At 71.5% G+C, this 6,811-nt stretch carries 7 protein-coding genes; 5 read left to right on the top strand and 2 right to left on the bottom strand.

What is annotated here, in order from left to right; translation table 11 throughout:
- Window positions 1–19 precede the first annotated feature (19 nt).
- From DEJ02_RS11695 to DEJ02_RS11705, 3 genes are all read left to right on the top strand, one after another.
- Window positions 20–1,708: a sodium:proton antiporter gene (locus DEJ02_RS11695; RefSeq protein ID WP_027464738.1), complete on the top strand. Its 1,689-nt coding sequence runs from the start codon at window positions 20–22 to the stop codon at window positions 1,706–1,708.
- A gap of 229 nt (window positions 1,709–1,937) precedes the next feature.
- Window positions 1,938–3,239, top strand: coding sequence for an ABC transporter permease (locus DEJ02_RS11700; RefSeq protein ID WP_111033196.1), 1,302 nt, complete (start codon window positions 1,938–1,940; stop codon window positions 3,237–3,239).
- A gap of 16 nt (window positions 3,240–3,255) precedes the next feature.
- Entirely contained in the window at window positions 3,256–3,543 is a 288-nt protein-coding gene (locus tag DEJ02_RS11705) for a hypothetical protein (RefSeq protein WP_027464737.1), read from the top strand.
- Window positions 3,544–3,553: 10 nt separating this feature from the next.
- On the opposite strand, the gene DEJ02_RS11710 is transcribed toward DEJ02_RS11705, so the two are convergent.
- On the bottom strand, window positions 3,554–4,078 hold the full coding sequence (locus DEJ02_RS11710) for an 8-oxo-dGTP diphosphatase (RefSeq protein WP_181440338.1): 525 nt from the start codon (window positions 4,076–4,078) through the stop codon (window positions 3,554–3,556).
- Window positions 4,079–4,142: 64 nt separating this feature from the next.
- Between DEJ02_RS11710 and DEJ02_RS11715 the strand changes: the two genes are divergently transcribed.
- Both DEJ02_RS11715 and DEJ02_RS11720 read left to right on the top strand, forming a co-directional pair.
- Window positions 4,143–4,493, top strand: a complete 351-nt coding sequence (locus DEJ02_RS11715; RefSeq protein WP_027464736.1) for a tryptophan synthase subunit alpha — start codon at window positions 4,143–4,145, stop codon at window positions 4,491–4,493.
- A 68-nt stretch (window positions 4,494–4,561) separates the two neighbouring features.
- Window positions 4,562–5,452, top strand: a complete 891-nt coding sequence (locus DEJ02_RS11720) for an aminodeoxychorismate lyase (RefSeq protein WP_027464735.1) — start codon at window positions 4,562–4,564, stop codon at window positions 5,450–5,452.
- A gap of 88 nt (window positions 5,453–5,540) precedes the next feature.
- Here DEJ02_RS11720 and DEJ02_RS11725 read toward each other — a convergent pair whose 3' ends face one another.
- Window positions 5,541–6,740: an amidohydrolase gene (locus DEJ02_RS11725; protein ID WP_111033198.1), complete on the bottom strand. Its 1,200-nt coding sequence runs from the start codon at window positions 6,738–6,740 to the stop codon at window positions 5,541–5,543.
- Window positions 6,741–6,811: the final 71 nt, after the last annotated feature.

The following is a 6,811-nucleotide window of genomic DNA, read 5'->3' on the forward strand; positions in this document are numbered from 1 at the left end:
CCGATGGGAGAATGCGTCCATGGACACCGCTGAGCTCCTCATCCTGCTGATCGGATCGCTCGCGGTGACGGGGTTCGCCCGGGCCAAGGGACTCCCCGCTCCACTGCTCGTCACGGCGGTCGCCCTGGCCGCCTCGTTCCTGCCCGGGCTGCCGCCGATGGAGATCGACTCCGAGGTCATCCTCACGGTGATCCTGCCGCCGCTGCTCTACTCGGCGGCCCTCGACGTGTCGTGGCAGAGCTTCCGCGGCTCGATCAAGCAGATCCGACGGCTCGGCATCTTCCTGGTGATCGTCACCGCCCTGGTCGTCGGCGGGGTGGCGTACCTGCTCATCCCGGACATGACCCTGCCGGCGGCGATCCTGCTCGGTGCGATCGTCGCCCCGCCGGACGCGGTGTCCGCCGCCGCGATCGGCCGGAAGCTCGGACTCCCCCGCCGCGTCATGACCGTGCTGTCCGGCGAGAGCCTGATCAACGACGCGGCCTCGCTGACCCTGGTGCGGGTGTTCACGCTCATCATCGCGGGCACGTCGCTGACGATCTGGCAGGACCTCGGCATCTTCGGCCTGGCGATCGGCGTCGGTCTGGTCGTCGGCATCGTCCTCGGCGTCGTCGTGCACTGGATCCGGATGCGCATCAACGACCCCGTGGTCGAGACGATCATGAGCATCCTGCTGCCCTTCGTCGCCTACATCCTCGCCGAGGACCTGTCCGGCTCCGGGGTCATCGCGGTCGTCACGGCCGGCCTGTACATCGGCTACAACTCGCCGAAGGAGGGCTACGCCACCCGCCTGCAGGAGCGCCCGCTCTGGACGAGCATCGACGTCATCCTCGAGGGCTTCGTGTTCGCGCTCATCGGCCTGCAGCTCAACACCGTCGTGCAGGACCTGGTCGAGAGCGAGCGGAGCCTCGGGCAGACGCTCACCGCCGCGGCCGTCGTGCTCGCGGTGGTGATCCTGGTGCGGCCGCTGTTCGTGTTCGAGTCCTACGCGCGCAACCGGTTCAACGGGAAGTGGCTCCGGCCGCTGCGGATCAAGCTGTCCCGCGGGCACCCGTCGCTGCGCTGGATGCGTGGTTCCGCCGAGCCGAAGCTCAACTGGCGGGAGCTCACCGTCATCTCGTGGACGGGCATGCGCGGCGTGGTGACCCTGGCCGCAGCGGTGTCGGTCGTGGCCAGCCCGACGCAGATCCCGGCCCAGGACACCATCTTCATCATCGCCTTCTTCGTCACCGTCGGGACCCTGCTGCTGCAGGGACTCACCCTGCCCTTCGTCATCCGCGCGCTCAAGGTGCAGGACCCGGCCGAGGGCGAGGAGGACGTGCGCAGCGAGATGCGACTCAACCAGCGCACCACCGAGGCCGCGATCGAGCTGCTCGAGAAGCGGCGTCCGGCGTGGGCGAAGCAGTACGGCTCGGAAGCCGTCGACTCGGTGGTGAACCGACTGAAGGCGCGACTCGAGCGTCAGGCCGAGACGTTCCGTCAGGACGCCGAGGAAGAAGAGGACGAGGGGCGGAACGTCGCACTGCGCCTGCGTGGCTCGCAGATCCAGGACATCCGGCGCGAGCTCCTCGACCGCCGCCGCGAGATCGTGCTCGAGGAGCGGGAGAAGGGGAACCTCGACGAGGAGGTCATGCGCCGCGTGCTCGTGACCCTCGACGCGGAAGAGCTCGCGATGGACTCGGCGCAGGCGTCGCGCAGTCGCTCCTGAGCGCCCCGGGCGTATCCTGGCGCTCCGATCGAGAGCAGGAGCAGAGCGCCGAGTGAGCACGCCGCGGAACGACGTCCCCAGGAACGACGACGGACCGGAGCGCCCCGGCGGTTCTCGTCCCACGCCGCCGAAGCCGCGTGGGACCAGGCCCTCCGCACGTGGGACCAAGCCGCGTCGTGGCGGCAAGGTCGCCGGGCACACGCGTTCGGGACCCCGGCGACAGGCTCCGGTGCCCGCGCCCCAGCAGCACGGTGCCTACCGCCGGTGGTACTCGACCCTGCACCCGTCGCTGCAGCTGATCGGCCTGCAGCTCTGGATGCCGCTGTTCTTCATCGTCGGGTTCTGCCTGTGCTACGTCTTCGCGTTCCACGCCCCGCACCCGCACGACGTCCCGATCGCCCTGATCGGCAGCGACCCGGCGTTCGTGCAGGCGGTGCAGCAGGCGTTGCCCGGCGAGTTCGTGTTCCACACGTACGACTCGCTCGCGCAGGCGAAGCGCGACGTGGTGGGCGGCTCGATGGCGGTCGCGTACGACCCCGCCGCGAACGAGTTCTTCAAGGCGAGCGCCCACCAGTTCCAGGTCGCGAGCCTCGTCCCGGCCACCCTCACCGCGGTGCTGACCGGCCTGGGCGTCGCGACCCCGAAGGTCACCGAGCTCGCACCCCTGCCGGCGTGGGACGAGTACGGCACCGTGGCGATGTACGTCATGCTCGCGTGGTGCATCGGCGGCTACATGGTCGCGATGTTCATCGGCATCATGGGCGGCCCGCTCCGGCACCGCACCCGGATGACGGTCATCGTGGTCGGTGGCCTCGTCATCTCGCTCATCACGAACACCCTCGCCGGGCCCGTGCTCGGCGCCATCCACGGGCACTGGATCCAGCTCGTGCTCATCGCCTGGGGCTGGATCGTGGCGATCGGCCTGGCGGTGAACGGCCTGAGCTACTTCGTCGGCCGGTTCATCGCCGCACCCGCGATGATCTGCTTCGTCTTCCTGTCCATGCCGTCGTCCGGCGGCGCCTACCCGAAGTGGTTCATGCCCGAGCCCTTCGCCTGGCTGAACAACGTCGTCGTCGGCTCGAGCATGGTCGACATGATCAAGCACCAGGTCTACGGCGTCGGCCCCGGCCCGGCTCGCGGCCTGATCACGATGGCCTGCTACGCCACGGCCGGCCTGGTGCTGATGTACTTCGGCAAGAAGTGGTGGGAGCGCCGACGGATCCGCGCGATCGTCACCGGCCGGACCACGATGTTCCAGGACGCCAACACCGCCAACCGCGAGTTCCTCGGCCGACAGCGCGACGCCGAGCTCGAGCGCCACGGCCTGACCTCCACCGAGACCGGCACCCTGAGCGTGCTGCGGGACGACGACTGGGAGGACGACCGCACCGGCGGTGACGTCTTCACCGGCGGTCGCGACGGCCTGGAGCCGGACGCGACGCCGACCGGTCGCATCGCCGTGCAGCGCCCCGCGAACCGGAAGGAACCGCGACCAGCGGCGGCTCCGCACGGCAAGCACGCCGACCGCTGACGCGTATCCTGATCGGATGAACCCGCGCATCACCTGGCACCGCGTCCTCATCACCGTCGTCGTCGTGTTCCTCGTGCTGACGGTCGGCTTCTACGCCGCGAGCGTCCTGCTCGCGCCCGCCGACGGCCGCGGCACCGCCGGGCTGTTCGTCGGGTGGGCGATGTTCTCGATGATCGGCGCGATCGTCGTCGGCATCATCGACTTCTTCGTGCGGCCCCTGGGTGGCCGGAGCGGCGACGCCGACGTCATGGCCGCCGCCGAGGAAGCGCGCACCGGCAGCACCCGCACCCAGCAGCCGCGCTAGCAGCCAGCAGCTAGTCCTCCACGCCGACGCCGACGCCCGTCCCGGTGAACCCGGCGACCGTCGCGTCGTCCTCGGCGAACGTGAACCGCGCCCGGACGCTGCCGCCCGCGAGCACCCCCGGCAACCAGTAGCGGGCGTCGTCCCACATCGCGTCGTACGGGACGGCGTCGACCGGGATCCACCGCGGCTCCAGTTCGTCGGAGCCCGACGGGTCGCCCTGCCAGCGGCGGCAGACGAAGACGTCCGAGACCTGGGACCAGGACGGTCGGTACGGGAACCGGTAGTCCAACGTGCCACGGGCCTCCAGGTCGACCGCGTCGAGCCGCAGGCCGACCTCTTCACGCACCTCGCGCACGGCGGTCTCGACCGCCGACTCGCCGGGCTCGCGCTTGCCGCCGGGGCCGACCAGACGGCCCGTGCCGAGGCCGCGGCGCTTCTCCCCCAGCAGGACCTCGGGGCCTGCCTCGCCGTCGCGCAGCAGGTACACGACCACCACCCGGGGATGCTGGGACTTGCTCTCGTCGCGAAGGGTCACGCGTCCAGTGTGACCGATGGAGTGTCGTACGCTTTTCCCATGGCAGGCGTGCTGCGGGGGCACCATGGCTGAGCCCCGCAGGACCGGGCGCAGCCTCGAAGTGCTGCGCGCCGAGGCCGCCGAGGAGATCTCGATGCTCGTCGAGCACCGGAGCCGTCAGGGCGAGGACCCGTGGGAGTTCATGCCGACGCTCCCCACCGTCGACGAGCAGGTCGTGCTGATCCTGCGCGCGGACGCCGTCGACCTGGACGAGGCGATCGGCAAGCGGCACGCGCAGTGGTCGAGCCACCCGGCGTCCGGGCAGGGCACCCGGCTGGGCGAGGAGTACCACCGGCTGCGCCGGATCGCGCTGCAGCACCCCGAGCTGACGCCCGCCGTGTGGAAGCTGCTGGGCGCGCTGCCCGAAGCCGGCTGACGCGCGCGTCGGCGCACGCACACCCCGGCCCCGCGCACGCACGCACCCGCGTGGGGTTGGATGGACGCATGACCGAAACCGTGCTCGCCGTCCTCAACCAGCCCTCCCGCGACGCCGCGCCGCACGACCCCGCGGCCGACGCCTTCACCTGGGCGAAGCCACTCGAGGAGCACGTGCAGGTGCAGGACCTCGGCGTCACGCGCGGCGACGGCGTGTTCGAGACGATCACGGTGATCGACGGTCGGCCCCAGGCCCTCGAGGCGCACCTCGCCCGTTTCGGCCGCTCCGCCGCGATGCTCGACCTGCCCGCTCCCGACCCGGAGGCCTGGCGCCAGGCCATCGAGGCCGTCTGCGCCCGCCTCGACCCGGTGCGCGAGGCCTTCGCCAAGACCGTCCTGACCCGCGGCGTCGAGGGCACCGACCGCCCGACCGGGTGGGTCTACGCCGCGCCGTCGGGCGACTCCACGGCCGCCCGCACCGAGGGCATCTCCGTCGTCGTCCTGGACCGCGGGTACCGGCACGACGTCGAGCGCACCTCGCCGTGGCTGCTGCAGGGCGCGAAGACGCTGTCGTACGGCGTCAACATGGCCGCTCTGCGCGAGGCCGTCCGCCGCGGCGCCGACGACGCCCTGTTCGTCTCGAGCGACGGCTACGTGCTCGAGGGCACGCGCGCGAACCTGATCATGAAGGTCGGCGACCGGCTCGTCACGCCCCGCACCGACATCGGGATCCTGGCCGGCACGACGCAGGCGGACGTGTTCCGCTTCGCCGAGCAGGAGGGCATCGAGACCGCCTACGAGCTCGTCACCCTCGCCGACCTGGCGGCGGCGGACGCGCTCTGGCTCGTGTCGAGCGTGCGGCAGGCTGCGCCGATCCGTTCGGTGAACGGCGACGCGCGGCCGATCGACGCCGAGCTCACGACCCGCATCAACGACTTCCTGCTGGCGCGCGAGGTCTGAGCACGCGGCGCCCCCGGCGCAACGGCCTGGAGGCCCGGATCGCGACTCGCAGGCACGTCGCGATCCGGGCCTCCCGGCTGTGCACCCGCTACCAGCGCGGGGTGGTGACGCCGGCCCCGTCGGCCCACGCGAAGACGGACTTGCCGTCGATCCATACGCGCGTCGCGCGGCTGGTCGCGTCGAGCGGGTCACCGTCCCAGAGCACGAGGTCGGCGTCGTAGCCCTCGGCCAGCCGCCCGACGCGGTCCCCGAACCCGAGGAACTCGGCCGGGTTGACGGTGAGCGCCTCGAGTGCGGTCTGGGCGGGCAGGCCCTCCTTCACGGCGGCGGTCGCCTGGTCGACGAGCATGTTGATCGGCACGACCGGCGCGTCCGTCGTGATCGCGACCCGCACCCCCGCCGCCGCGATGGTGGCGAGGTTCGGGATGCCGCGGTCGCGGAGCTCGACCTTCGAGCGGCTGGTGAAGAGCGGGCCGTAGATGACCGGGATGTCCTTGGCGGCCAGCACGTCGGCGATCTTGTGCGCCTCGGTGCCGTGGTTCACGACGAGGCGGTAGCCGAACTCCTCGGACAGGCGGATCGCGGTGGCGATGTCGTCGTGGCGGTGGGTGTGCTGGTCCCAGACGAGCTCGCCGTCGAGCACCCGGACGAGCGTCTCCTTCGTCAGGTCGCGGGCGAACGGCTCGTCCTTCGCGGCTGCGGCGTCGCGGGCGGCCTTGTAGTTCTGCGCCTCCACGAAGGCGTCGCGGATGATCTTCGCGACACCGAGCCGGGTCGAGGGCGTCTGGCCCTTGCCGCCGTAGACGCGCTTCGGGTTCTCGCCGAGGGCGCTCTTCACGCTCACCGAGTCGGAGATGAGCTGCTCGTCGATCGTCCGGCCACCCCAGGTCTTGATGGCGACGCTCTGCCCGCCGATCGGGTTGCCGGAGCCGGGCTTGACGACGATGCTCGTGATCCCGCCGGCCAGGGCGTCCCGGAAGCCCTCGTCGTCGATGTCGATCGCGTCGATCGCGCGGACGCCGGCCATGTTCGGGGCGGTCATCTCGTTCGTGTCGTTGCCGGCCTCGCCGTTGGCCTCCTCGTGGATGCCGACGTGGCCGTGCGCCTCGACGAACCCGGGCACCAGCCACGAACCGGTGGCGTCGATGACCGTCATCCCCTCGGGCGGGGAGACGTCCGGACCGATCGCGGTGATCCGGCCGTCCTCGACGACGACCGCGCCGCCGTCGAAGGCTGGAGCGGAGACGGGGACGACGTGGGCACCGGTGATCGCGAAGGAGTTGCTCATGGCACCAACGGTACGCGGGGCGCGGTGCGCGGGCGGGCGCCGTCGCACGGGCGCGCGCGGCGGGGCCGGGG

Source organism: Curtobacterium sp. MCLR17_042, assembly GCF_003234695.1.
GTDB classification, from domain to species: domain Bacteria; phylum Actinomycetota; class Actinomycetes; order Actinomycetales; family Microbacteriaceae; genus Curtobacterium; species Curtobacterium flaccumfaciens.